2 protein-coding genes are annotated in these 1,034 nt (G+C 33.4%); both read right to left on the bottom strand.

Going from position 1 to position 1,034, the window contains the following annotated elements; all coding sequences use genetic code 11:
- A partial coding sequence (locus DIU01_RS05000; protein WP_290832151.1) for a hypothetical protein occupies positions 1-313 on the bottom strand: 313 nt, incomplete at its 3' end.
- Positions 314-369: 56 nt separating this feature from the next.
- Positions 370-1,005: a hypothetical protein gene (locus DIU01_RS05005; RefSeq protein ID WP_290832143.1), complete on the bottom strand. Its 636-nt coding sequence runs from the start codon at positions 1,003-1,005 to the stop codon at positions 370-372.
- Between the last annotated feature and the right edge of the window lie 29 nt (positions 1,006-1,034).

A 1,034-nucleotide genomic window follows, 5' to 3' on the forward strand; every position in this document is an offset into this window, starting at 1 on the left:
AAACAATTATGGCAGGTTTTTTACGCGAATTAATTCGATTTAAAACCTCGGCACGCAATAAAATATTGGCGTTATCAGTATCTTCAAGTTGGTAAGGTCTTCGGTACGAACCAGGATAAAAAAGCACATCTTGGTCGTTAATCAATTGCTCTAAATCGTTTAAATAATAAGCTGCTTCTTCTTTGTCGTTGAACAATAAAAGAAAAGGCAAATCACTTTTTTCGAAAGTAGCATTTACAATAAATGACAACGCCGAACCCAATAAACCTCTAGCATTTATTTTAGTATCGCGTTGTTTTAATTCATTGGCCAAAAGAGCAACTTTAGCCGATTTTTGATAAACAGAAACTACTGTGTTTTTACTCAAGATTACTTTTTTTGAAACAATTTAGAATTTATAATACCTTTAGTTTGTCCTTGAACAGGAACTTCTGGCGCAGATGGAATGGCTCTTGCCGTATCTTTCATTTTAATTAAATCGGGTTCGCCTTCTTCTCTTGGAATTTGACTTCTAGTTACAATTTCTTCTAGTTGTAATTGTAAATATTCGATTTCCATATTAATTTCACCAACTAATTTCACTACTTTATTATCTGGAATTTGATTCAAATGAATAAACAAATCCATTGATTTTACTTTGGTAGTAATCACCGAAATTCTGGCTTTTACTTGTGGTTTATTGAATTCTGCCGGAATGTTATTGTTTAATTCAACGACTTTTTGAGAAAGTACTTTTGCTTTTTTCTGAAACGCACCAATAGAACTTTTAGGTTTCTGATTGATTTCGTTTAAAAACACACGCCATTCGTTCCAGCTGTTAATTTTAGATTGCGTAGCAGGATTAACTGGTGCAATGTCAAAAATCCAACCGTTGCTGATGGTGTTAAAGATAGCTTCACTTTTCTTGGCTTGTTTTTGTTGTTCAATTTCGCGTTGAGCGGCATCGTCCTGACAAGAAAACAGAAGAACAGAAAGAAGAGAGACTAGTAGCAATTTCAATTTCATATGTTTCAATTTTATTTTTTAGCGGTAAC

The organism is Flavobacterium sp. (assembly GCF_003525665.1).
GTDB lineage: Bacteria > Bacteroidota > Bacteroidia > Flavobacteriales > Flavobacteriaceae > Flavobacterium.

Bases quoted from the DNA above. Each gene is read 5' to 3' on its own strand.
- DIU01_RS05005 (WP_290832143.1), bottom strand. From the start codon at position 1,005: ATGAAATTGAAATTGCTACTAGTCTCTCTTCTTTCTGTTCTTCTGTTT.